Origin of the sequence: Marinomonas sp. (genome assembly GCF_039940335.1) — a bacterium.
Lineage (GTDB): Bacteria > Pseudomonadota > Gammaproteobacteria > Pseudomonadales > Marinomonadaceae > Marinomonas.
In genome coordinates, this window is sequence record NZ_JBDVGW010000013.1 from 493131 (window position 1) to 518380 (window position 25250).

A 25250-nucleotide genomic window follows, 5' to 3' on the forward strand; every position below is an offset into this window, starting at 1 on the left:
CTAAAGCATTTGCTCGCCGCCGCCGCCAAGAACAATCTCACCACTATCAGCAAGTCGTCTAGCCACAGCTAAGATTTCTTTTTGTGCTACTTCCACTTCACTGAGTCGCACAGGTCCTTTCGCATCCAAGTCGTCTCGGAGCATATCGGCGGCACGTGAAGACATATTTTTGAAGATTTTTTCTTGCATATCTGGATCAGCACCTTTCAAGGCTAGAATCAAGGTCTCAGACTCGATTTCACGCAAGATAACCTGAATACCACGGTCATCTACATCGGCCAAGTTGCCAAACACAAACATCAAATCTTGAATGGTGTTCGCCAAGTCTTCATCCACATCACGGATAGACTCCATTAACTCGGTTTCTACCGAGCTATCAATGAAGTTCATGATATCCGCCGCTGTACGAATACCACCAATAGTGGTGGATTGTGTCGATTGATTACCAGAGAATTGACGTTCAAGGATGTTATTTAACTCTTGTAGAGCCGCTGGCTGTACGGTTTCTAGAGATGCGACACGTAATACAATATCCAGACGCACTCGCTCATCAAAGTTAGCAAGAATGTCCGCCGCCTGATCCGGGTCTAAGTAAGAGATAACAATCGCTTGAATCTGCGGGTGTTCGTAGCGAATCACATCCGCTACCGCTCTGGGCTCCATCCATTTGAGGGTATCAAGACCTGTAGTATTACCACCCAAAAGTATGCGATCTATTAGACTGCCGGCTTTTTCTTCACCCAGTGCTTCTTTCAGCATATTTCGAATGTAGCCATCAGCACCCAAACCTAAACCGGTTTGATCGCCAACCAATACTAGAAAATCATCCAGTACTTTTTCCACTTGATGACGTTGTACATTCGCCAACTGAGCCATCGTCTGCCCAATGCGCTGAACCTCTTTCGGCCCCATGTGTTTTAGTATTTGCGCAGCATCGGACTCACCCAGCGACATAAGTAGAACCGCTGCTTTTTGTACTGAAGTTAAATTTTCACCTTGGCCAGTATCACTCATCTAACCTTCCATAACCCATTGTTTAACCACCTGCGCCACTCGCTCAGGTTCTTCAGCTATCAAACCACGAATGGCATTCAATTGGCGATCAATTTTCTCCGGCGATCCCGGTACCATAATATCTTCTGCACTGACCAAAGAGACCTGATCATCTGAAATTTCATCTGTCTCGTCAGCAAAAATCGCAGCTTCAGTATCTTCGGCCACCGCAATTTTACTCTGTTCACTAAGTGTTTTGAGGATAGGTCGAACCACAACGAGCAATAGGATTAGAACAAACATCCCCACCAAAGTAGGCTGTAGCAAATTCAAGAACCAAGTTTGTTGATAGAAAGGAATCTCAGCAATAGGCTCTTCCGGCTCAGGCAAAGCGAAAGGGGAATTAATCACACTCACGCTATCACCTCTTGAGGGATCATACCCTACCGCATCACGAACCAATAAAGTGAGTCGCCCTAGCTCATCATCACTCCACGGGGTACGCACCAACGCTGAGGTTTCAGGATCTAAACTTACCAAGTCATCAACGACGACCGCAACAGATAACCTATGAACGGTCCCTTGTTGACGTTTGGTATAGCTAATACTGCGATCCAACTCAAAATTACGGGTAGTTTCTTCTCTTGATTGACCAGTGGAGCTATTGGAGCTTCTGCCGCCAACAGGGGCACCATTCTGATCGAAGGTTTCTGGCGCTGTCACCGCCCCAGGCGGCTGATTACTTAGCGCACCGGGGATTCCCCCAGCACTGCCGCCAGCGCCTGAAGAGTTCTCTTTAAAGGTTTGCTCACTGCGTAATGCCAGTAAATCAGGGTTATATTGCTCAGCCGTTCTTTCTACAGCGGTGAAATCCACATCCGCTGAGACTTCTGCTTTAAAGCGCCCTTCACCAATCACTGGGCCAAGGATATTATTCACTCGACGCAACAACACATCTTCCACTTTACGGGCGTAATCAAACTGTTTGCCCGCAACAGAGAGTTCAGATTGGCTGTCTTTTTCTGTCAATAAAGTGCCGCGCTGGTCTACCACGGTTACATTTTGGTCACTTAGCTGGGAAATACTTGACGCCACCAAATTCACGATAGCATCTACTTGGCTGCTGTCGAGACGACGACCGGGGTACAACTCTAGAAAAACGGAAGCCGAAGGCTTACGGGTATCACGAACAAACACGGATTCTTTGGGAATAGCCAAGTGTACTCTGGCCGATTTAATGCTCTGCAAACTGGAGATGGTTCGGCTTAATTCACCTTCAAGACCACGACGATAACGAGTGGACTCAACAAACTGAGATGTACCTAATCCCTGCTCTTGATCCATGATCTCCATACCAACTATTTTGTCGGAAACGATACCTGAGCCTGCTAATTTCAAGCGAGCTTGATGGTAATAATCTGCTTCGACCAGCAAAGCACCGGTATTTTGATCAAGTTTGAAAGGGATATTATTGGTACTGAGAATTTCAACGATCTGGTCAGCGTTATAATCCGTAATACTACTAAGAACGGGCTTGTAATCGGGACCATTGGTCCATAAGACAGCCGCTAAAGCGATGGCGATGGACGCAGCCAGACCGACCATTAACGCAAGCTGACGAATCACCGTCAGCTTGTTAAAGCCTGTGACTAGCTCAAGGTAGAGCTTTTGTTCCGATTGTTCTGCAGGGACATTATCCATTAAAAAGCGCCAAGCGTTTTATACAACCTAAATAGGCATGTTCATGATTTTTTCATACGCGTCTACCAGTTTATTTCGCACTTGCGTCATCGCTTCAAACGACACACTGGATTTTTGCAGACCGATCATAACTTGAGGTAAATCCACCCCTTCATCCCCACGCTCATAGGACTGAGCCAACTGGGATGCTTCTTGTTGCAGGGAATTTACATTATCAACGGCATTCTTCAACATTTCTGCAAAATCTGCTCGCTCAACCACCTGATTGCCATCGCCTTCGCCACCAATCCTATTGATGTTAGGCATAGCCGAACTTGGCGATTGTACCTGCGATCGCATATCTCTCATTTGAGACAATACTTGATTAATGTCTGGTCGATCAGTGACCATGCTACCCACCCAATAAAATTATTCTCACACAGCTTAGCATAAAGCTAATTAAAACAAGATATAAAAATCAATCAACCTCTATGCCACATTCACGCATTTTGGCAATTTTATAGCGTAAAGTACGAGGACTTATGCCTAAAGTCTCTGCCACCACCTTTCTTTTGCCTTTTGCATCGATCAAGGCTTGAGCAATAATCCGGAACTCGTGCTCTTGCACCCCGCGTCCGAGAATAGAGGCGGCATTTTCTTCTTCGGCTTCAACCTCTTCATTGATAACTGGCGAGCTCATCATGTCAAAAGCGATATGTTGCTCAGTAATGTGTGAATTATTACTTAAAATCAACGCTCTTTGAATCACATTATCTAGCTCGCGCACATTACCCGGCCAAGGATGTGCTTCCAATTTACTTAATGCCGATGGTGTTAGTATTACACCAGTCAGACGCATTTTTGTAGCATGTTTACTAAGTAAGTGGTTCGCAATGGGCAAAATATCACCTTTTCGCTCACGAATAGGCAACCAGCGCAGAGGAAATACATTCAAACGGTAATATAAGTCTTCTCTAAAACCACCCTCTCGCACATATTCAGCGAGATCACGGTTTGTAGTAGCAATGATTCGCACGTCCAGCGGGATAGCCTTCTTACCACCTAAGCGCTCAACTTCCTGTTCCTGAAGCACGCGCAACAATTTAGCCTGTAAGCCCACGTCCATTTCGGTGATCTCATCAAGCAACAAGGTACCACCATTTGCCTGCTCGAACTTACCTGCTTGGGAAGATACAGCACCAGTATATGCGCCTTTTTCATAACCAAATAAAATAGCCTCGAGCATATTTTCTGGAATGGCCGCACAATTAATTGCCACAAAAGGCGCGCCATTGCGTGGAGACTGTTGATGAATATAACTTGCCAGCACTTCTTTACCTGTGCCACTCTCACCACAAATCAGCACGGTGGAATCGGTAACGGCGACGCGCCTAGCCAATTCCAACATCGCAATACTGGATGGATCTTTGGCGATAGGTTGGTCACTATTATCGGCCACCGCTTGTACTGTATGTTTAGCGATGACGTTTAGTAGCTCTTCTTCTTGAAATGGCTTAAGTAAATAGTCGACAGCGCCATCACGCATCGCCTCAACCGCATGAGCAATATCCCCATAAGCCGTCATCAGCATTATCGGAAGTTCTGGATAGCTCTCAATAACATGATGAAGCAAGCCATAACCATCCATACCCGGCAAATTGACATCCGACACTACCATATCAAAGTTGTCTTGCTTTAACGCCAACACGGCATCTTCGGCACTGTACACCAACTTACACTGATAGTTGGCCAGCATGAGCGTATCTTCTAATGCCTCAGCAAGCCCTTTATCATCTTCTACTACTAACAACTTTACTTCAGACATTTCATACCCTTACTAGAGGCAATGTTAGACTGGCGGTTGTACCAGCCCCCTCTACACTGTCTATTTCGAAAATTCCATGGTGTGCTCTGGCGATGGCTTTTACCACCATCAGACCTAATCCTGTACCGTGTTGCTTAGTGGTCACAAAGCCCTCTTGAACCTTAGTCAACTGCTCGGCAGACATACCAGCCCCCTTATCTTTAAAAGCGATGGTAATTTTATCTTGGCTAACCTGCCATTCGAGCTGTAAGCGTTCTCCAGGGGGTTGTACATCAATGGCATTGTTTAACAAGTTCAGCAACCCGCCCACCAACGTCTCTTTATTACACTGAACCGAACCTGTTAATTCAGCAGATAACTCCGGCAATGCAATTTCCACACCTTTTTGAACGCAGACATCCTGGCAATTAGTACACAAATCCGCCAAAAAGCTCTTTAGAGGCACGGTTTCATCTAGCTTGATATCACTACGAGAAAAAATCAACATATCTCGTATTTGACGCTCAATGTTCGCCAGTCTGTCAGACAATTTATTTGCGAAGGTTTGTCGCATAAGGGGCGCAAGGTCTGCTTTTTGCAAATGCCCTGCATACAAAGTGGCGGAAGAAAGAGGTGTGCGGATTTGATGCGCCAAAGCGGCCACCATTTTGCCCATATTGGACAGGCGTTCGTGATGAGACAGTTGCTTTTGCAACAAGTAGGCTTCGGTTAAATCCACCAGGATAATTAGCTGACCAGGCACATTTCCTAAAGAAGCAGTTTCTACCCTTACTCGACGCCCCGAGGTCATACTGACTTCGTGACCGTCATCTTTTTGAGGTTTAAAGCTGACCGGGACAATTTCTCCCCACGCTTTACCAATTAGCGGTAATTGAAATAAATGTTCAGCAACTGGGTTGGCCATTACAATCTGACCACTACCACTTAGTAACAACACTCCCACCGGCATGGACTCAAACAGTTGCTGAAATTGCTGTACGAGAATACGGTTTTTATCTTGCTCTTCTCGCTTATCTCGCTCAGATTGCTCCAGTTGACGTGATAATTGCGCCACCTCTTGCTGCAAATCTAGGTAGGACTTGGCCAACATATCCGAAGATTCAGAAAAGGCCTTAAAGGCCGCCTTGAGCTCGGCTATTTCTTCATCTTTAGTCACTAAAACTCCGACTTATCTATATTATAACGACGCATCTTTTCAATCAGAGTAGTACGTTGAATCTGTAAATTCTGAGCCGCTTTGGACACCACACCTTGCGTTGATAACAAAGCCTGACGAATCAGCAATGCTTCTAAATGGCGAACATGTAAATTGAGGTTAACCCCTGATAGCATGGGCAAACGGCGGGACTGTTGAATTTCTCTAAAAACGCTAAATAGTCGTTTTGAGCGCCAAGGCAATGGGCATTGCCAAACATTATATTCCGCGGACCAATCGAGGTTGGCATTCAATGAGATAACAGGTATCAATTCGTCCATTTCAAGACGCTCAATCGATGCCCCCACCACCACAAAATCAGGCAGTTCGAAGGCCGTAAAAGAGGTACTGTGATCTATACCAACAAAGGTAAGAACACTAGCGACTTCAGGCAACTCTTCATCGTCTAGACCACACAACCAAGCTTTCACAACATTTCCTCTCACCACCTCAATTAGGCTAGATGGTTTACGTTATCATTCTTAAAGCTTATATAATGCGTTTTATTCGCCTATTTTCAACCCTTTAGAAGATTATAACGCCTCAAAAAGCGCATCAAAGGCCGCACCTTGTGGATCATTTGGTTGCCAAGGCAACTCTGCCAGCAAAGGTGAAGTAAGCGCAGCCTGAAGAGAGGCAAGATTTTCTTGATAATAAGGCATGGGAGCTTCTTGGGGAGTATTGGCTACCCAGCCCACAAGGTTTAAACCGTCTCGATGAATGGCCTCCGCCGTTAGAATCGCGTGATTCAAACAGCCAAGCTTCATATTGACCACCATAATGACAGGAAACCCTAAAGCACAAGCAAGATCCGACAAGGACTCACGATCATTCAGGGGAACCCGCCAGCCACCAGCCCCTTCCACCAAAGCAAAATCATGGGGCATTAATAGACTTCCTTTAAGAAAACCTTCTAAGCGAGACGCTGTAATTAAACGCCCCGCCAAAGAGGCGGCAATATGGGGAGCGATTGCCTGCTCTAGCACAACAGGGTTAACTTGCTCATAGCTCACTTTAACATTACTCGCTCCATGCAGCAGCAAGGCATCTTCATTTCTTAAAGAGCCGTCAACAAGCTCTGCACCCGCCGCAATGGGTTTGAGACCTAACACTCTTAAACCTTTTCGCGCCGCTGCGTTTAGCAAACCTACCGAGACATAAGTTTTTCCTACGTCCGTATCCGTTCCCGCAATGAAGTATCTTTTTTTCATATTAATTTCCTAACCCTGTCTCTTTCTTACGAGCCACTACAAAGGCTACCTGATAACTCAATGGCACTCCCGCCGCAGTTCTTTGCTGTTCATATTGGGCAAGAAACGCTTTCCATTTAGTCGGAGAAATAGCTGATTGATCAGCAGAGATTAAGCTGGCGCCCACTTTCGTCAAAGAATGTATGGCACTTTGAGGGGAGTCAAACCACATGGTGATTTTTGATAATTGCTTCGACATTACAGTCAAGCCTGTCTCAAACGCTACTGCGTCCAACAGTTTTTCAAAGCTCATATAATGATGAATATGATCATTGTCATCCAACCCTTGCCAAGCCTCAGTGACTTCTGGCATGGAACCCTGGGTCAAGGTTGCAAACATCAGCCAACCGTCTGTTTCTAGCACTCGAGATAACTCTGCAAACAAAATGGCTGGAGATAAGCACCACTGCAAAGCCAAACTGGAAAACAATAGATCAAAGCTGCCACCAGCAAAAGGCAAGGCTTCGGCATCCGCACAAACAAACTGCGCACTTTTATCACCGCATTGCTCACGAGCCGTACTCAACATACTGCTAGAAAGGTCCACTGCTACACACTGAGCTACTGGAGAATGGGAGCATAACGAGGCCAACGCTTGCCCTGTTCCCGTACCGAGATCCATCACCCTAGAAAACGCTTCGTGGGGTAGTTTTCGTAAAAGCTGCTGAAGCACCTGTTGCTGAAACTTAGCATAAGTATCGTAACTGGGCGCGGCCCGATCAAAGCGTCTCGCTACCTGACGCTTATAATCCTCTGATTCTAATTTAAGGGTGATTGGCATCAATGAAGTTTTCTATTTCCTGCACACATAACTGTGGGTATTCAATAAAGGGCTGATGGGCACAATCAGCAAGAATGACATTTTTCTGTATTGGCTGATCTACTGTGTAATCCTCTAAAGCAACCTTGCTTACCAAGGTGTCATTCGCCCCTAGAATATGCAGACTCGGAACATTGAGCAAAGACCACTCACGTCGCACATCCAATCCCTTGAGTAATCGTAAACCACCTACCAAGGCCGTGGGATTCAAACTCTCCATTGGAATAGCTTGAGCCAGAGTCTTCATTAGATTTTTAGGATCTTGAGCACCAAGGGTCTGCAAGCCCAAAAAGCGTTTTAGACTTTGCTTCGGCGCGGCCTTAACGGACCCTACGAATTCATCAAAGGTCTCGATAGACATACCATATTGCCAGCCTTCTCTTTCCACAAAGCTCGGTAAAGAGGCGATAGTAATTAAGCCATTCACACAACTGGAGCGACGGGCAGCAACATAGGCTGAAATCATCCCACCTAAAGACCAACCCAGCCACCATGCCTCATCTGGCGCGACATCAATTAGCTGCTCCGTTAAAGCATCAATATCATAGTTCATACCTGTACGGCTGCGGTCTACCCAGCTTTCATCATTGGAAATACCCGGTAAATTTGCCAATACAACATAATATTTCTGACTCAGCGCAAGAGCAAAAGGACGCATCACCTCTTTTGGCATAGCCCAACCTGAAACCATAAAAATGGCTGGATTCTGAATATTTCCTAAGGCTTCTGTTTCAATGCGTGAACGCATAGGCTTCCTCTTCTATCTTACTGAAGGTGCAATGGCACAATGTTATTCGCTATCTTACCCTAACAGCTGCTCAAGGGCGTCACACAACAGCGTTAAATCCTTGTGTGAATGGGCCGCACTTAAAGTGATTCTCAGTCGGGCGCTGCCAACGGGTACGGTTGGCGGTCGAATAGCGGTACACCAAAAGCCTAGAGCTTTTAACTTATCACTTAGCACCATGGCGTCATTAACATCGCCCACTAAGATTGGCTGAATAGCGGTCTCTGAAGCCATAAGCTTAACATCAATATTTGCCATACGCTGACGAAAATATGCAATCTTGTCTTGTAAAGATTCTCGTAGCACTTGCCCTTTCGCAGACCGTATTAAGTTAAGCGAAGCCAGCGTCGCCACAGCGATTGCCGGGGACATAGACGTTGTATAAACATAAGGGCGAGCAAATTGAGTCAGATAATCAGCAAAGTGATGGCTGGTTGCCACAAATGCCCCTGCCGTACCAAAAGCTTTACCAAAAGTACCCACCAGAATCGGCAGTTGCTCGGCATCTAATCCAGCTAACGCCGCAGAACCTCGTCCATCAGCGCCAATACAGCCTAAGCCATGAGCATCATCCACCATGAACACATGCTGATAGGTCGCCGCCAACCGAGACAATTGCGTTAATGGCGCAATATCACCATCCATACTAAACACACCATCTGTTACCAAAAGGCCTGAAGATGTAGATTTTCTTAAGCGTTGCTCGGCGCTTTGAATATCCCCATGTAAATAACGCTTTAGAGGGGCTTGCGCCAACACCGCACCGTCTATCAATGAGGCGTGATTAAGTTTATCTTGGATCACGGCTCTATCCTTACTTGCCAATGCGGAGATCACCCCCAAATTGGCCATATAACCGGTGCTGAACAGCATCACTCTTTCGTAGCCCAACCATTCCGCTAGGGCCTCTTCTAAAGCTTGGTGTGGTGTCAAATGACCACAAACCAAGTGGGAAGCCCCGCCACCAACACCGTATTCAGCCGCCCCTTGCTGCATGGACGCAATAATATCCGGATGATTCGCTAAGCCTAGATAATCATTCGAACAAAAGGCTCGATAGTCCTGACCGCCAATGTTTGCTAAAGGGGTTTGCGGTCCAGCCAAAGTGACTGTGCGGCGCATTAAGCTTTGTGCTTGCCTTTCCCGTAGCGCCGCCAATAGCCAATCTGGTGATTTAGGCGTTGGCATCATAAAACAGCTTGGCTTCTTCTTGCTGGACAACTTGAGCGGTTATGGCTTCTACCATAGCTTCGTCCGAATGCGCTTCACGTTTTTCTGGATTAATTCCAAGCTTAGCAAACAAGGCCATGTCTTTATCTGCTTCCGGGTTACCTGTGGTCAGTAATTTTTCGCCATAGAATATAGAGTTCGCTCCGGCCATAAAGCACAAGGCTTGGGTTTGCTCATTCATTCCCTGACGACCTGCAGATAGACGAACATGAGACTTAGGCATAATAATTCGAGCGACCGCAATGGTACGAATGAACTCAAATGTGTCTAGGTCATCCACGTTTTCAAGAGGTGTACCTTCCACTTTAACCAGCATATTGATTGGCACACTTTCAGGGTGCGGTGCCATGGCAGACAGTTGACGCAATAAGCCCACTCGGTCTTTTTGCTCTTCTCCCATGCCCATAATGCCACCACAACATAACTTGATACCGGAATCACGCACTCGTGATAAGGTGTCTAAACGGTCTTGATAGCTACGGGTGGTGATAATACTGTCATAATACTCTGCTGAGGTATCTAAGTTGTGGTTGTAGTAATCTAAACCCACATCCGATAGTCGCTTCGCTTGTTCATCGTTCAACGTCCCTAACGTCACGCAAGACTCGAGGCCAAGAGATTTAACTCCCTTGATCATTTCAAGCACATAGGGAAAGTCTTTCTCGGAAGGGTGCTTCCAAGCCGCACCCATACAAAAACGGCTGGCGCCTTTTTCTTTTGCCAACGCTGCTTCTTCCAATACTTTCTGAACTTCCATTAATTTCTCTTTTTCAAGTTCAGTATTATAGTGTCCACTTTGTGGGCAATATTTACAGTCTTCTGGGCAAGCACCTGTCTTGATGGATAAAAGCGTACTAACCTGAACTTCATTGGGTGCGAAATTTTCGCGATGAACCGTTTGGGCTCGAAACAATAGATCCATGAATGGCAGGTCAAAAAGCGCCTTAATTTCAGGCTGAGTCCAATCAAAACGGGGTTCAGAAGCGTGTAGTTGAGACATAAGATCCTCGATGTCATATAGGCAAGGAAGCCATACTAATGAACTGGAACTCACTGTCAACCTTGTTTTTTAGAGGGGTTTACAAAAGACCAATAGTTGAGCAATGCATTTTATGCCAAGCCCCTAGTGATCAGCACATCTGCAACACTTGCCTACTAGGAGTACATACTAATCAAGTCCACTGCACTCTTTGTCGACGACCGAGTGAACAATCACTAAACTTATGCGGTGAGTGCCAGCGACATCCGCCCAACTACGATTACTGCATCGCCCCGTTACTTTACGAAGCCACCACCAAAGCCATGATACAGGCCATAAAGTTTCGCCAACAAAAACACTATATGACCCCTCTTATCCAGTTATTACACAAGGAAATTATTCAACACTACAAGAGACAATGGCCAACCCAACTATGGTATGTACCAAGCCACCCTCTACGCATCAAGTCGCGAGGCTTTTGCCAGACAAAGGAAATGGCGACACTTTTGCACCACTTCTTGTTAGACAGCCACCTACAGCAAGCCATTGAACTTCCCTCCGCCAACTTGTTAACCAAACAACACAACACCCAAGCTCAACACTCGCTACATAAAAAAGAGCGCATTAAGGCCACTAAAAACCTTTACCACTGCGCCATTAAGCCAGCTCCCCATATCGCTTTATTCGATGACGTCATGACTACAGGCAGTACCATCGAAAGCTGCTGCAAAGCACTCAAACAAGCAGGAGCAGAAAAGGTAGATATCTGGGTCATTGCCCGAACAGCTGATAAAAACCATTAGTCCAGTACAACAAAAAACAGCTTTTCTATAGCCAGCCGTAAAGCCTTTGTTTAGTATGCCCAGGCTTAAATTGATAGATGGTCCACTACTGATGCCTGCGTTAAACACCACCAAAAACATCCAAGATTACATTGAACTCGACAAACAGTTGCTCTGGCACCCCTACACATCCATGAGCCACCCGACGCCACACTTTTTAGTAAAGCAGGCTCAAGGCTGTGTCATCGAACTAGAAGATGGCCGCCAATTGATCGATGGTATGTCCTCTTGGTGGAGTGTCATACACGGTTATAACCACCCCTATATGAACGAGCAAATCCAACATCAACTAAGTCAGTTTGCTCATGTCATGTTTGGTGGTTTTACCCACAAGCCAGCCATTGAATTAGCTCAAAAATTGGTCGCCATGACCCCCAAACCTCTACAACGAGTATTTTTCTCGGATTCTGGCTCTGTATCAGTTGAGGTTGCACTCAAAATGGCTATTCAGTATTGGCATAGCCAAGGCCAACCACAAAAGCAGTTTTTCGCCACACCCAAAAGCGGCTATCACGGGGACACCTTTGCCGCCATGTCGGTGTGTGATCCAGAGAATGGCATGCATAACCTGTTCACAGGCGCCCTGACCCAACAGTTTTTTGTTTCTCCACCACCTACCGGCATTGATCAGAGCATTAGCCAAGCCTACCTTCAGGAAATACGCGAGCTATTTAACGAACATCACCACACACTAGCGGCGTTTATCATTGAACCTGTGGTGCAAAATGCCGGGGGCATGCACTTCTATAACCCAGAGTACTTAAATCATTTACGAGCACTGTGTGATGAGTTCGACATCCTGCTCATTTTCGATGAGATTGCCACAGGGTTTGGCCGTACCGGAAAAACCTTTGCCACAGAACACAGCAAAATCAGCCCAGATATTATGTGTGTGGGCAAAGCGCTAACAGGTGGCTATATGACGTTAGCAGCCACCATCACCAATGACAAAGTTGCTCTTGGCATCAGTGATAAAGGAGGGGTTTTTATGCACGGCCCCACTTTCATGGCCAACCCGATGGCGTGTGCTGCGGCCAACGCCAGCTTAAAGCTACTACAAGAGTATGATATTGAAGCAAAAATAGGACAACTTGAAGGCTGGATGCGCACAGCCCTAAGTCCTTGCCAACAACTAGACAGCGTTAAAGAAGTGCGCTGCTTTGGCGGCATTGGTGTAGTGGAACTGCATGAGCCAGTCAACCAACATCTCATTCAACCTAAGTTTGTTGAGCTAGGTGTATGGGTAAGGCCGTTCGGCAAACTCATCTACCTAATGCCTCCTTATATTATCGAGCAGCAGCAAATAGAGGCGCTAGGAAAGGCCATCTATCAAATCGCCGACGAACTATAGTCCATAAAAAAGGCCCTTTGCGCTGATACACAAAGGGCCTCTTCAAACCGACTTATTTTACTGTTTCATGCGTTCTGCAAGGTTGCCTTGCTCATAAGCTTCTTCTTCAATATGAGCGATATTCGCCACGATACCTTTCGCCTTCTCAATGCTATTCACACTTAGGTCGTCCACCTCTTGCATTTTTTCATTGAGATTGCGGGCAACACTGGCTTGCTCTTCCGTTGAAACATTAATTTGCGCCGTCATATCAACAATGCGCTTAATGGCCGTTTCTATGTCGCTCATTTTTTCCGCGACCATAGATACGCGCTCGACACCTTGTTGAGCAACGTCTGCGCCTTTATCTATGGTCTTACTGACATCGGCAGTATTCTTTTTCAGCTCTTCTGTCATGTTATTAATATCTTGTGTGGCATTCTGGGTACGAATCGCCAAGGCACGCACTTCATCAGCAACCACAGCAAAACCTCGCCCGGCCTCACCTGCTCGAGCCGACTCTATTGCTGCGTTTAACGCCAATAAATTGGTTTGCTCTGCGATATCGCTAATGGAATTCACCATCACATTAATACTATCGCTGTGCTCTGCCAGCACGGTTACCACATCTTTTGCCTGAGCAACTTCTGCGTACACTTGGCGCATTGTATCCCCCGTTTGCTGAGCCAATAAACGGCTCTCACGAGACACAATACCTACAGATTCCGTTGCTTCCGCAGCCTCTTGTACATGCTCTGAAACACTCTGAGCACTTACTAAGAGCTGAGAACTAGCCGCTACCACTTCCTGAAAAGTGTTGCGCTGTTTATTAAAGTTATCCAAGTTGGTCAGTACATGACTTTTTGCTTCCGTGGCTTTTTCTCTAAGCTGTCCCGCCCCTTCTTTCAAGCGATAGCGGAAAGTATTACTGGCCGCTTCCTGATGAGCTTGAGCAAACTTAACTGCCGCACTATTGCCAACCGCCTTACAATATAAATACTGCCCTATAGGATTATGAGCCTCTACTGGTAAAGACTTAACGACCTGCTGCATCGAGTGTTTTTGATGAAAGCTCAACCATATCCCCAACAAGGCCACGCAAGGCCCTGCAATCTGTAGAGCGAGATGGCCACTTAGAAGCGAAACTAGCGCCAATACGGCCAAACAAGACATTACAACCCAAGCAGCATTGGATAAGTGCTTCGCGATAGTTGCCGAAAAAGGCAGCAGTGTTTTACCTGAATTCAGACGATCATAAACAGTCTGGGCGTGGGCGATTTCATCTTTAGTCGCCTTACGTCTTACCGACTCATAGCCAATGACCTTACCATTATCCAAAAGCGGACTGACATGAGCACTTACCCAATAGTGATCGCCATTTTCACAACGATTTTTCACCAAGCCCATCCAACTGTTGCCCTGCTTTAAATTCCCCCACATGTCCGCAAACACGCCAGCCGGCACATCTGGATGACGAATAACATTATGAGGAGAGCCGATCAAGACTTCTCGCGGATAGCCTGCTATCTCACAAAACACATCATTTACAAATGTAATTTTTCCCTTTGTGTCCGTGCTTGAGACAAGAACATAGTCCTTCGGAAAGTCATTTTCCTTGTTTGTAACTGACATCTTTCGCATACGGTGCTCTCTTCTCGACAAATTATTCTGTTATGGCCAACTAAGAAACTTATGAATAGATAATAAACAACATAATATTACAATTTTTTAGACTATTCCTTAATCGTCGTCAAAATCTCGGTACGCATCCGGTGCTAAATCCTCAAATCGCGTGTATTTACCAACAAATGAAAGACGACAAGTGCCAATTGGACCATTACGCTGCTTACCAATAATGATCTCGGCAATACCTTTATAGGGTGTATCCTCATGATACACCTCATCACGATAGACAAAGGAAATAACGTCCGCATCCTGCTCGATGGCACCTGATTCCCGCAAATCCGAGTTTACAGGGCGCTTATTAGGGCGGTTTTCCAAGCTTCGGTTCAGCTGAGATAAAGCCACCATAGGACATTCCATTTCTTTCGCAATGGCTTTCAAAGAACGGGAAATTTCAGAAATTTCGTTAGTACGACCCTCTGTAAAGCCAGGAATTTGCATCAGTTGCAGGTAATCCACCATCACCATGGCCACTCCACCGTGCTCACGTGCAATTCTTCGTACTCTAGAGCGCATTTCTGTCGGGCTAATACCACCCGTGTCATCTATGAAAAGTTTTCTGTCTTTTAGCATTTTAACCGCCGACATAAGCTTATCCCAATCCTCTTGAATAAGCTGCCCAGAACGCATACGGGTCTGATCTATCTTGCCAAGAGAGGAAAGCATACGCATCATCAACTGTTCCGCTGGCATCTCCAAACTAAAGACGATGACAGGTTTATCACTAATCATGGTGGCATTTTCCACCAAGTTCATGGCAAATGTGGTTTTACCCATGGAAGGACGCCCTGCGACAATGACCAAATCAGAGGGCTGTAAGCCAGCGGTCATAGCGTCCAAATCGGTAAAACCAGTACTCAACCCTGTTATCGCGCCCTCTTGATGATACAGCTCATCAATTTTATCAACAGTGGCACTTAAAATATCCGAGGCAATTCTTGGCCCACCTTTTTTCTCGCCACCTTCCGCGATTTGAAAAATTTTGCGCTCAGCTTCGTCGAGTACTTCCGCTGCAGTCATACCTTCAGGATGAAATGCCCGAGCCGATATTTCATTGGTGGTGGAGATAAGGTTACGCAGTAAAGCACGTTCTCGTACTATATCTGCGTAGGAGGCAATGTTGGCGGTACTTGGTGTCGCCTCAGCGATCTCAATGAGATACGCCATGCCACCGATGGATTCTAAATCACCGCGTTTATCGAGACGCTCACCTATGGTGACCACATCAATGGGTTCGGATTCATCTGCAAGTCGTGCGATGACGCCAAAAATCAGCTTATGTTCCGGGCGATAAAAATCATCCGCCAAGACTAATTCAGACACTTTTTCCCAAGCATTCGGGTCAAGCATCAAGCCACCCACTACAGAACGCTCAGCCTCTATGGAGTAAGGCGGCAACTTAATCGAAGCGACACTAGAATCATTTAACTGCACAAATAACACCCGCGAATAAACAGAATAAAACTGGTAAAAGAGCTTATCATGCCCATAAAAAAAGGGCATCTTGCAATCTGCAAGATACCCTTTTTTACAGGATAATTTAGAAAACTAAATTACTCTGCAACAACCGCTAAAGTAACAGTTACCACTACTTCAGAGTGTAGCTGAACATCAACTTCGAAAGAACCAGTGTGACGGATTGCGCCTTCAGGAAGACGAATCTCAGCTTTAGATACTTCTACTTCAGTAGAGATAGCATCAGCGATGTCACGAGTACCGATAGAGCCGAAAAGCTTACCTTCGTCACCAGCGTTAGCCGTGATAGTGAAAGTTTTACCTTCTAGGCTTTCTGCACGTACTGTAGCAGCAGCTTTACGCTCGTTTGCTTGAGCTTCAAGCTCTGCACGACGCTCTTCAAAGCTAGCCAAGTTCAATTTCGTAGCCATTACAGCTTTTTTGTTTGGAATCAAAAAGTTACGAGCAAAGCCTGGTTTAACGACAACAACGTCACCAATTCCGCCTAGCTTGTTTACTTTGTCGAGTAGAATAACTTCCATCTCGATCACCTCTAATAATTAACCATTACTTGAATTGGACGGCTTATCTTGGATCCGTTTACGTATATCCACGAAGCTGTCCACCACACAAAGGACAATCAACAGCTTGGTAAAATACACATTTAGAACGAAAAATCCCACAAGATAAAACGTAATAAGTCCAACAACCCCAATATTTCTTTTTGCTAAAATACCGTGTACCAAAGCCAATCCAGGTAAAACCAACGCTGGCACAGCCGCTTGAGAGAGTATCGAGAAACCACCTGCTAGGCTTTCACCTACTAGCAGCATCCCCCCCAACACAAGCACAAATACAACAGGCAATCGTAACTGATGAAACTCGGTACGTAATCCACCTGGATTATAGAGTCCTGCCTGCCACTTACGCGCTAAAAATAGCGACGCAACGGCAACCACCACTTGAATGATGGAAAGTGCCATAACCGCCTGACTATAAATCAAGGCTTTCTCTGGCACATCACCACCTTCTGTTGTCAACATTTGCTGAATCAGTGCAACCACTAAGTTCAACATGTCCGACATCAATAGAGGTTGCAGTAAGGTACTAACAACGGCCAAGAAACTGCCCGCCAATAACACCCAACTCCATGACATGGTTGATCTAAGTAAATAGCTCAACAAAGCCACGTCTAATAACACCATTAACGCTGTTGCATCGCCTTGAAGCGTCCACACAATCAATGCTGGCAGACAACCCCAAGCTAATACAGGTATTCCTTCGCTAACACCTTTTCGAAGTACAACTAGGCCCAATATGGCCGCCGCTAGCCAAAATAACATTGGAATAGCACTGAACAAGGCAACACCAATAATGGCATTGCGTCGACGTTGCATAACCCAGTTCGCTAGCGTACTCATTTTTGCACTTCGATCCGCAACTTAGTTAAAGTGGCTGTCAGTGTAAGGAAGCAAAGCAATGTAGCGAGCGCGTTTGATGGCAGTCGCTAGCTGACGCTGGTAACGAGCCTTAGTGCCAGTGATACGGCTAGGTACGATTTTACCAGTTTCAGTGATGTAACCTTTAAGTGTTTCTAGATCTTTGTAATCGATCTCTTTAACGCCTTCTGCAGTAAAACGACAGAACTTACGACGACGGAAAAAACGAGCCATGAGTATCTCCTAGTTCAAATAAATTAATCTTCAGATTCTGAAGTAGTTTCTTCAGCAGCAGTATCATTGTTGCGCTCTTCGCGTTGCGGAGCAGAACGACGATCTTCACGACCTTCAGAAGCTTTGATAGGAGAAACGTCAGTAACCGCACCTTTACGACGAACCACCAAGTTACGGATGATTGCATCGTTGTAGCGGAAAGTGTCGTTTAGTTCAGACAAAACACTTTCAGAACACTCAACGTTCATAAGAACATAGTGTGCTTTGTGAATTTTGTTAATTGGGTAAGCTAGTTGACGACGACCCCAATCTTCTAGACGGTGAACTTGACCACCATCTTCAGTGATTAGGTTAGTGTAACGCTCTACCATTGCTGGTACTTGTTCGCTTTGATCTGGGTGAACCAGAAAGACGATTTCATAATGACGCATTTAAGCTCTCCTTATGGGTTCTTAGTCTCCACGCTTCCCCTGTTATAAAGCTGTGAGACAAGGAGTATTGATTTACAGGGACGCGCATTATATAGCACTAATGGTCAAGATGTAAACGAATTGTCCCCCCCTAGAAACAAAAGCTTATGAAAGAAATTATTTGTGTAAAGAACAGCATTATTCAAGGAATGCTTTTGCAGCTAAAGGATAAGCGCTATAGAATCTAACGCACCTAGGAATCAGCGAATTAATGGATGTTTCGACAATGAAAAAAGTCCTTCTAACATGTTTCACTTTATTGCCTTTGCTTGCCAAAGCAAATGGGAGTATTGGTATTGTTGGTGACTATTCACAAAGCCTATACAAAGACACGGATAATCAAACAAAAGTGTTGCCGGCTTTTTCTTACGAAGGCGAGCGCGCCTATGTAAAATTGCCTGAAATAGGGTATCACCTAACACCAAAAGCTTCTTACCAGAGTCTTTCAGTAGGATTAAGATACCAACCTTCAGCCTTTGATCCAGATGACAGCAATGACAACCACATTCAATTAATGGATGACAGAGATGACAGCACTATGGCCGTTGTTAATTATCGCTGGGGGCCAGTAAGCCTAAAAATGGCGCAAGATATCAGTGGTGTTCATGATGGCTACTTTGGACAAGTATCATTAGGCTATCCGATCCAAACATCCATCTGGCAACTGATCCCCTCAGTAAGCTATCGCTATTTGAGTGATAAAATGAGCAACTACTTATTTGGCGTTTCCTCAAGTGATGCTAGTCGCACTGGCGGCAGTATTAGCACCTATGATTCGCCTTCTACCACAGAGCTATCTGTGGGAATACGTGCTATCTATCCGATCTCACCAAACACCAGCTTTATGTTAAATGTAAAGCACACAGAATATGACGAAGAGATCAAACAAAGCCCTATCGTGACGGGAAACAAGATCAACTCCATTACGGCGGCTCTGCTTTATAACTTTTAGCGTCATGGCTCATGGCAGATTGTCGCATTATTTTAGACAAAGGATTCGTCAGTATATATGAATAAACTTTCTAACAACGCTCAAGCGATGCTCTTTGGTTTCGGAGCAGTTGTATTATGGTCGACTGTAGCCACAGCGTTCAGCATCTCTTTACAGCATTTATCGCCCGTCCAACTTCTCATTATCGCCTGCAGTATTTCGCTTATATTTTTACTTGCCTTAACCGCTGTAAAAGGAGATTTCACAAAGCTAAAACAAGAAGCCAAAAACTCTTGGAAAGCCTCCCTATTCTTCGGCACCATAAATCCTTTTTTATATTACCTAATATTACTTCAAGCCTACGACACACTACCCGCCCAAGAAGCCCAAGCCATCAATTACACATGGGCCATTGTACTGAGCTTTATGGCCGTGCCTATTTTAAAGCAACGGCTGAAAGCGAAAGATTATATTGCAGCTTGTGCTTGTTATTTTGGCGTTCTCTATATCGCCACCCGAGGGGAGCTGTCTGATTTAGAGTTTTCCAATTTACCTGGGGTTGCCTTTGCCCTGTTCAGCACCTTTATTTGGGCAAGCTATTGGCTATTTAATGCCAAAGATACTCGTCCAAGCCTGATCGGTTTAACTTTAAATTTTGCCTTTGCTTTACCCCTTATTCTGACTTACGCCGCTTTTACAGGAGAGCTAAGCGAATGGAATTCAGAGGGTTTATGGGGGGCTGTATATGTTGGTTTATTTGAAATGGGGTTAAGTTTTGTACTTTGGAACAAGGCTTTAAAACTTACCACTAAAGCCAGCCAGGTCGCTAATTTGATTTTTTTAGCTCCATTATTATCCATAATATGGCTATCTCAAATCGCTAATGAGCCAATCTTACCTTCCACCCTAGTCGGCTTAGGGTGCATTTTAATCGGCCTCTTTATTCAAAATAGTGCCAATTCAAAACAACAATAAAACCCTTCTCTTATAAGGACTAACAATGCCTGCTTTTGTCTACTTATTACTGCCTATTCTATTTTGGTCTGGCAACTATATTCTAGGGCGTGTTTCCGTTTCCACCGGCATAGACCCATACACCATCTCTTTTTTAAGATGGAGCCTTGCCTGCGTGCTTATTTTGCCATTCGCTTATAAAAAACTCTGGCAGGAGCGTCAAATCATCCGAGAAAACCTTCCTTTACTCATCCTATTTGGCTGGTTAGGAATCTGTAATTACAATCTCTTCTTATACATCGGACTCAGTTCCACCAGTGTTACGAATGCCGTACTACTTAATTCGGTTATGCCCGTTATTATTCTGATCACAGCGCGTATTTTGCTTGGCCAAAAAACCACATGGTTACAGAATGTGGGTATTATTATCTCCTCAATTGGTGCCATAGAAATCGTCAGTCGCGGCAGCTTAGATACTCTACTACACCTCACCATGTCACAAGGGGATTTATGGATTATAACGGCAGCGTTAAGCTGGGCTGTTTATTCAGTACTGATTGCGAAACGTCCTAAAGGCATGAGCCTTATCGGCTTCTTCGCCTGCACAGCTCTCATTGGCACAGGCTTTCAAGCACCACTGTTTTTACTGTTTGGACACACCCCCATAGCAGAACTTAACAGCACTCATTGGGGCAGCATTGTTTACATGGGGATATTTGCATCCATTGGCGCATTTTTATGTTGGAATACAGGTGTTCAAAAATTAGGTGCCGCCACAGCAGGGCACTTTATACATCTCATGCCCGTATTCAGCATTGCTTTATCGGTAATATTTCTAGGAGAGAGTCTTTACAGCTTTCATTACATTGGCATTGTGTTAATTTTCTCAGGCATTTTTGTTGCCACTCTGCTGAACCAGAGACTACAGAAAAAAACGCTTTAATATTAAGCGTTTTTCACCATTCGAGCACTGATCAAGATACTAATAAAAATCAGCACCATACCGGATAGTGCATAGACATCAGGTAGGTGCTGCCACACCAGCAAGCCCCACAGTCCACTGAATACCACACCAATATAGCTAATAGGAGAAATTACACTGGCCGGAGCATAGCTGTAAGCCTTGTTGTATAAAAACATTCCAACGTATAAGGTCAGGCCGACGACGAGCATTTGCGGCCATAACCCCATAGGTACAAATAGGCTTTCCGACATTAAGCTTGCAAGCACTGCAGACAACACACAAGATAGGAAAAAATAAACAAACAAGGTTTCTTGCCCTGTCACATGCCGGGACAGCATACGAGTTGTCACCATAGAAAGCGCTAGACCCAAAGCAGAAAGAAAGCCGATAAGATGCCAAGGATTAATGTGGCTCGGAATAGGCTGAATGATGAGAGCCACTCCGATAAAACCTACAACCATGGGTAACCAACGGTTTCTTGGCATACCTATCTTATGGATTAGCAACACCACTAACGGTACACATAACGGCGCACAGCTTCTCAACAACGAAGCTTCAACCAGCGGAATATGATTCAAGGACCAATAGTAAAATAGGAAACCCGCAAAACCTCCGACACTCCTCACTAAATGGATTTTCCAAATCACAAATGAGCGGGCCTTTATGCGTCCTTTCATCTGCGGTAAGAGAATAATCAAGCAAATCACACTTTGCCAAAACACTACAGCAAATACTGCCACCTGTGTTTGCAGTTGCTTCGCCACCAGCGCTGTAATGGACATAATAAAGGCATAAACTATGGTCAGCAGAATACCTTTTTTTATTAGCGCTTTGGGTTCCACTATACATCCACCTTAGGGAAAATTATGAGCCTTTATTGTGACCAAAGTATTCGGCAAAAGCCGCTATTTTTTGCGGTTGTTGCAAAACGGCCACTGATTCATGGGCCACTACTTTGCCTTTTTCAATCAACACCACACGCCCGCCCACCAACAGCGCCTCTTGTGGCAAATGAGAAACCAGCAAGGTGGTTAAGTCATATTCTTCAGTGACCGCCGCCACTAATTGCAACATCTCTTCGCGTAACGCTGGGTCCAAGGCACTAAAAGGCTCATCCAATAACAGAATTGGTTTTTTGCGCACCAAGGCTCTGGCGATAGCCACCCGCTGGGCCTGCCCGCCCGATAGAGCCTGCGGAAAGCGCTCGGCCTTATCTTGTAACTGAGTTTTCTCTAAAGCCCAAGCCACTCGCTGTTTTTGATCAGTACTCAAGGCTAAACTAGCATTTAAACCAATGGCAACATTCTGCCAGACCGTCAATTGCGGAAATAGATTATCGGATTGAAATAAAGTAGTAATGGGTCGTTGATAGGCGGGTAATGGCAATAATGACTGGCCTTGAAAGCTCAGCCCACCCTGACCACTTAAGAAACCGCCAAGTAAATGCAACAGCGTACTTTTGCCCTCACCACTCGCGCCTAATAAGGTGGTCATTCCCGGCGCAATCTCCAACTGATAATCCGCCGAAAATCGCTCCCAGCTGTACTTTATATTAATGGACAGCATGAGACTTTCCTCCAATCAAACGCAGTGAAGAATAAAACAGCAAGATACATAAACTTATCAACACAACCGCAACACAAGCACCTTCTTCTAGGCGGTAAGATCCAATCAACTGGAACAAATAAAGCGGCAAAGACAACAGATCTTGGCTGCCAAAAATCGCGATCACTCCCATATCCCCCAGCGATAAAAGCAACGCGTAGGCGAAGGCCTGCGCCAAACTTAAACGTATCAAGGGCCATTCCAACCGCCATCGAGAAATCCCCCAGACACCTAGACCTAAATACAAATGCCGAAATCTTTTTTCCTGTTGGTATAAGGTAGGCATTAAGGCACGCATTACAAAAGGCAAAGCCATGACAGCATTCACCCATACCACCACCCAATAACCGGATGACAATCCCCAACCAAAATCTCGAAGCCATAAAAATAACCCAGTAGCGATCACCAAGCCTGGCACCATTAGAATCAAATTACTCAGATGCTCCAATTTATCCGGCAACCATCGTACGCCAACACGTCCTAAACAATGCCGAGCCAATACAGCAAAGCACACCGCAAGTATCACACTCAATAACGCAGCGGGCAGTGCTATTTTCAAGGAAATGCCAACCGCTCGCCACAAACCTGCAGACTGCAGGGTTTGCCAGAAGGTGACTGAAAACAGTGGATCAAAAATGGCAATAAAAGGCGGCAATACTAGCAATAGCATAACAGCAAAAAACACACCATCGCTTGCTTTGGCCTCCCAAGAGTCACGCAGTAAGTAACGGTTACTACCCAATAGACTCATATCCTGACGATTAGTAGGCGTGAGTCGATAAACAAGCATGGCAAATAAGGTACAAATGCACACTTGCAGAATGGCCAAAAAACTCGCTTTATTTAAGTCAAAGTCAAAGCGTAAGGCCTGATAAATAGCGACTTCTAGAGTGCTAGACTTGGGCCCTCCCCCTAAACTCAGCACGACCGCAAAGCTTGAAAAGCACAACATAAAGGTGAGCACAAAAGTGCCCGGTAAAACCTTCTTAAGATAATGCCATTCGATTAACCGAAATGCTTGCCAGCGCCCTAGTCCTAATTGACTGGCTTGTCGCCATTGCCCAGCAGGTATCAAACCATAGCCTTGCAACAACAAACGTGTGGCGAGGGGCATATTCAAAAACACATGCGCAATAAGAATGCCGAACAACCCGTACAAGGGCACCTGCAGGCCAAACAGTTGATATAACCAACCTGAGCGACCATACACCACAACAATACCCAAGATCGCTACTATGGTTGGCACCACCATAGACACAGCAAAGAGCTGCAATAATAATCCACGACCAGGAAAACTTCGATGCATCAAGCAAGATGCCACTGGAATGGCAACCATGACACTTAAGCCACTGCTTAATAAGGCTTGCCACAAAGAGAAACGTATCACCCGCCATAAATAGGCCTCACCGAGGAACTGAGGCCATAAGCTAAGGTCGCTATAACGCAAAAGAGCCGCCAAACTGGCCGCCCCTATGAAAACGAATATCATCACTCCTAGCAAGGCTGGGCTCAAACGCGCCAGCCAAGGTAAGGAGTTTGCTAAAGACTTAGCGAGTTGTGGCATTTAACCACTCATTCACCCAAGCTTTACGCTGTTTTGCCACTTGTTCTGCTGGTAGCAACAATGTGTTGGTAACCGCTAAAGGCGCATCAAAGGCAGTGGGCAGAGCTTCCGCCTGATCCACCACTGGTAACATCCAGTTTCCGGTCGCGATAGTGGATTGAAAACCTGGCTGTAAAATGAACTGCATAAAGCGTTTAGCCAACTCTGGGTTCTGGCTATTCTTGAGCATCGCCGCCACTTCAATTTGTGGGTAATAACCTTCACTGGCCAAAGCCGCTTTGTACTTATGCTCATCTTCCGCAACTATGTGGTAAGCCGGTGATGTGGTGTAACTTAACACAACATCAGCCTCACCTTTCAAAAACAAGCTGTAACCGTCGTACCAGCCTTTGGTCACAGTGACCGTATGGGACGCTAATTTCTCCCAAGCCTCTGGTGCTTGATCGCCATATACGGCCTTCATCCATAACAACAAGCCAAGTCCTGGCGTACTAGTACGAGGGTCCTGATAAATAACTCGCAAGTCCTGATTTTCTACCACTTCTTTTAGTGATACAGGGGGGGTCGATAAGGTTTCTGTGTTGTAGATAAAAGCAAAATGACCTTTATCGAAAGGTACAAAATGTGTATCACTCCAGCCATCAGCAAGGTTTACAGGGCTCGTATCCACACCATGAGCCGCCAATAAGCCACTGTTTTTTGCCGCTTGCATTAGATTTAAATCTAGACCCAACAAAACATCTGCTTCGCTTGCACTACCTTCTAATTGCACTCGAGACAAGATCCCCACAGAAGAGTCCATGGCAACGAAATTTAGCTCACACTGACACTCAGCCTCAAAATTTTTCTTGATTTTAGGACCTGGCCCCCACTCTGCCGCAAAGGAATCATAGGTATAAACATTCAAGGTATCTTTAGCTGTCGCCAATAGCGAAAAGCTTGCTGCAATGGACAAAGCCGCGGCTTTAAGAAGTAAGGATTTTTTCAACGTGACGCTCCTATAAAAAACATGAGCGGCGT

The 25250-nt window shown here is 45.4% G+C and carries 26 protein-coding genes; 5 read left to right on the forward strand and 21 right to left on the reverse strand.

What is annotated here, in order from left to right; genetic code table 11:
• The 11 genes from fliG to bioB form a co-directional block, all read right to left on the reverse strand.
• Complete coding sequence (gene fliG, locus ABJF92_RS12015) at positions 1–1014, reverse strand: flagellar motor switch protein FliG (RefSeq protein WP_446816025.1); 1014 nt, start codon at positions 1012–1014, stop codon at positions 1–3.
• A complete protein-coding gene (gene fliF, locus ABJF92_RS12020; RefSeq protein WP_446816026.1) occupies positions 1015–2694 on the reverse strand; it encodes a flagellar basal-body MS-ring/collar protein FliF in 1680 nt (559 codons plus the stop codon). It abuts the gene before it with no gap.
• A 27-nt stretch (positions 2695–2721) separates the two neighbouring features.
• Positions 2722–3084, reverse strand: a complete 363-nt coding sequence (gene fliE / locus ABJF92_RS12025; RefSeq protein ID WP_445975242.1) for a flagellar hook-basal body complex protein FliE — start codon at positions 3082–3084, stop codon at positions 2722–2724.
• 67 nt (positions 3085–3151) lie between these two features.
• Positions 3152–4498: a sigma-54-dependent transcriptional regulator gene (locus ABJF92_RS12030; RefSeq protein WP_446816027.1), complete on the reverse strand. Its 1347-nt coding sequence runs from the start codon at positions 4496–4498 to the stop codon at positions 3152–3154.
• A 1-nt stretch (position 4499) separates the two neighbouring features.
• Positions 4500–5654 carry a sensor histidine kinase gene (locus ABJF92_RS12035; RefSeq protein WP_446816028.1) on the reverse strand — a complete coding sequence of 385 codons (1155 nt, stop codon included), beginning with the start codon at positions 5652–5654 and terminating at the stop codon, positions 4500–4502.
• The gene (locus ABJF92_RS12040; RefSeq protein ID WP_446816029.1) at positions 5654–6124 is read right to left on the reverse strand and encodes a helix-turn-helix domain-containing protein; all 471 of its coding nucleotides are present in this window, start codon (positions 6122–6124) and stop codon (positions 5654–5656) included. The genes ABJF92_RS12035 and ABJF92_RS12040 overlap by 1 nt, the downstream gene beginning before the upstream one ends.
• A 102-nt stretch (positions 6125–6226) precedes the next feature.
• Positions 6227–6904, reverse strand: a complete 678-nt coding sequence (gene bioD / locus ABJF92_RS12045) for a dethiobiotin synthase (RefSeq protein ID WP_446816030.1) — start codon at positions 6902–6904, stop codon at positions 6227–6229.
• A gap of 1 nt (position 6905) precedes the next feature.
• A complete protein-coding gene (gene bioC / locus ABJF92_RS12050) occupies positions 6906–7724 on the reverse strand; it encodes a malonyl-ACP O-methyltransferase BioC (protein ID WP_446816031.1) in 819 nt (272 codons plus the stop codon).
• Positions 7708–8511: an alpha/beta fold hydrolase gene (locus tag ABJF92_RS12055; RefSeq protein ID WP_446816032.1), complete on the reverse strand. Its 804-nt coding sequence runs from the start codon at positions 8509–8511 to the stop codon at positions 7708–7710. The genes bioC and ABJF92_RS12055 overlap by 17 nt, the downstream gene beginning before the upstream one ends.
• 54 nt (positions 8512–8565) lie before the next feature.
• The gene (bioF, locus tag ABJF92_RS12060) at positions 8566–9741 is read right to left on the reverse strand and encodes an 8-amino-7-oxononanoate synthase (RefSeq protein WP_446816033.1); all 1176 of its coding nucleotides are present in this window, start codon (positions 9739–9741) and stop codon (positions 8566–8568) included.
• Complete coding sequence (gene bioB, locus ABJF92_RS12065; RefSeq protein WP_446816034.1) at positions 9725–10780, reverse strand: biotin synthase BioB; 1056 nt, start codon at positions 10778–10780, stop codon at positions 9725–9727. Before bioB ends, bioF begins: the two co-directional genes overlap by 17 nt.
• 38 nt (positions 10781–10818) lie before the next feature.
• On the opposite strand from bioB, the gene ABJF92_RS12070 reads away from it, so the two are divergent.
• Positions 10819–11562: a ComF family protein gene (locus tag ABJF92_RS12070; protein WP_446816035.1), complete on the forward strand. Its 744-nt coding sequence runs from the start codon at positions 10819–10821 to the stop codon at positions 11560–11562.
• Between the two features lie 91 nt (positions 11563–11653).
• Positions 11654–12952, forward strand: coding sequence for an adenosylmethionine--8-amino-7-oxononanoate transaminase (gene bioA / locus ABJF92_RS12075; RefSeq protein ID WP_446816036.1), 1299 nt, complete (start codon positions 11654–11656; stop codon positions 12950–12952).
• Positions 12953–13009: 57 nt separating this feature from the next.
• Here the strand turns inward: bioA and ABJF92_RS12080 are convergent, their stop codons facing one another.
• From ABJF92_RS12080 to rpsF, 6 genes are all read right to left on the reverse strand, one after another.
• Positions 13010–14572, reverse strand: a complete 1563-nt coding sequence (locus ABJF92_RS12080) for a methyl-accepting chemotaxis protein (RefSeq protein WP_446816037.1) — start codon at positions 14570–14572, stop codon at positions 13010–13012.
• A gap of 99 nt (positions 14573–14671) precedes the next feature.
• Positions 14672–16048, reverse strand: coding sequence for a replicative DNA helicase (dnaB, locus tag ABJF92_RS12085; protein WP_446816038.1), 1377 nt, complete (start codon positions 16046–16048; stop codon positions 14672–14674).
• Positions 16049–16167: 119 nt separating this feature from the next.
• Positions 16168–16611, reverse strand: a complete 444-nt coding sequence (rplI, locus tag ABJF92_RS12090; RefSeq protein WP_445975255.1) for a 50S ribosomal protein L9 — start codon at positions 16609–16611, stop codon at positions 16168–16170.
• An 18-nt stretch (positions 16612–16629) separates the two neighbouring features.
• On the reverse strand, positions 16630–17490 hold the full coding sequence (locus ABJF92_RS12095) for a hypothetical protein (RefSeq protein ID WP_446816039.1): 861 nt from the start codon (positions 17488–17490) through the stop codon (positions 16630–16632).
• A 21-nt stretch (positions 17491–17511) separates the two neighbouring features.
• Complete coding sequence (gene rpsR / locus ABJF92_RS12100) at positions 17512–17742, reverse strand: 30S ribosomal protein S18 (RefSeq protein ID WP_067013623.1); 231 nt, start codon at positions 17740–17742, stop codon at positions 17512–17514.
• 23 nt (positions 17743–17765) lie between these two features.
• Positions 17766–18173, reverse strand: a complete 408-nt coding sequence (gene rpsF / locus ABJF92_RS12105) for a 30S ribosomal protein S6 (RefSeq protein WP_446816040.1) — start codon at positions 18171–18173, stop codon at positions 17766–17768.
• Positions 18174–18438: 265 nt separating this feature from the next.
• On the opposite strand from rpsF, the gene ABJF92_RS12110 reads away from it, so the two are divergent.
• From ABJF92_RS12110 to ABJF92_RS12120, 3 genes are read left to right on the forward strand one after another with little or no spacing between them, the layout of a single operon-like run.
• Positions 18439–19164: a MipA/OmpV family protein gene (locus tag ABJF92_RS12110; protein WP_446816041.1), complete on the forward strand. Its 726-nt coding sequence runs from the start codon at positions 18439–18441 to the stop codon at positions 19162–19164.
• 57 nt (positions 19165–19221) lie between these two features.
• Entirely contained in the window at positions 19222–20118 is an 897-nt protein-coding gene (locus ABJF92_RS12115; protein WP_446816042.1) for a DMT family transporter, read from the forward strand.
• A gap of 25 nt (positions 20119–20143) precedes the next feature.
• Positions 20144–21040 carry a DMT family transporter gene (locus tag ABJF92_RS12120; RefSeq protein WP_446816043.1) on the forward strand — a complete coding sequence of 299 codons (897 nt, stop codon included), beginning with the start codon at positions 20144–20146 and terminating at the stop codon, positions 21038–21040.
• Positions 21041–21042: 2 nt separating this feature from the next.
• Here the strand turns inward: ABJF92_RS12120 and ABJF92_RS12125 are convergent, their stop codons facing one another.
• From ABJF92_RS12125 to thiB, 4 genes are read right to left on the reverse strand one after another with little or no spacing between them, the layout of a single operon-like run.
• Positions 21043–21903: a DMT family transporter gene (locus ABJF92_RS12125; RefSeq protein ID WP_446816044.1), complete on the reverse strand. Its 861-nt coding sequence runs from the start codon at positions 21901–21903 to the stop codon at positions 21043–21045.
• 22 nt (positions 21904–21925) lie between these two features.
• Positions 21926–22627, reverse strand: a complete 702-nt coding sequence (locus tag ABJF92_RS12130; protein ID WP_446816045.1) for a thiamine ABC transporter ATP-binding protein — start codon at positions 22625–22627, stop codon at positions 21926–21928.
• The gene (gene thiP / locus ABJF92_RS12135; protein ID WP_446816046.1) at positions 22614–24230 is read right to left on the reverse strand and encodes a thiamine/thiamine pyrophosphate ABC transporter permease; all 1617 of its coding nucleotides are present in this window, start codon (positions 24228–24230) and stop codon (positions 22614–22616) included. The genes ABJF92_RS12130 and thiP overlap by 14 nt, the downstream gene beginning before the upstream one ends.
• On the reverse strand, positions 24214–25218 hold the full coding sequence (gene thiB, locus ABJF92_RS12140) for a thiamine ABC transporter substrate binding subunit (protein ID WP_446816047.1): 1005 nt from the start codon (positions 25216–25218) through the stop codon (positions 24214–24216). Before thiB ends, thiP begins: the two co-directional genes overlap by 17 nt.
• Positions 25219–25250: the final 32 nt, after the last annotated feature.